The sequence below is a fragment of the Mycobacterium sp. IDUB_5 genome, assembly GCF_055419565.1.
In genome coordinates this window covers 1-250 of record NZ_JBVAXX010000021.1, presented here as the reverse complement: position 1 = coordinate 250, position 250 = coordinate 1, and the positions used below count along the sequence as shown (strand labels likewise).

The following is a 250-nucleotide window of genomic DNA, read 5'->3' as shown; positions in this document are numbered from 1 at the left end:
CGGTGTTCACCGAACACGACACCGGCTTCGCCCAACACATCCTGGCCCCCGACACCGGTGCTCCGGTCGAGGTCCTCAACGACGACGGGACACCCCTCGATGAGCAGATCGAGCGGCTCACCGCCCACCGGTTCGACCTCAGTAGTGAGACACCGCTGCGCATCACGATCCTGCGCCACCCCGACCGCACCACCACCGTGGTGCTGCTGCTGCACCACATCACCACCGACGAATGGTCGGACGCACCCCT

Annotated in this window: 1 protein-coding gene; it reads left to right on the top strand. The window is 66.4% G+C overall.

What is annotated here, in order from left to right; all coding sequences use genetic code 11:
* Positions 1 to 250, top strand: a 250-nt coding sequence (locus ACZY1G_RS27830) for a hypothetical protein (RefSeq protein ID WP_463818377.1), incomplete at both ends; no start/stop codon positions are given.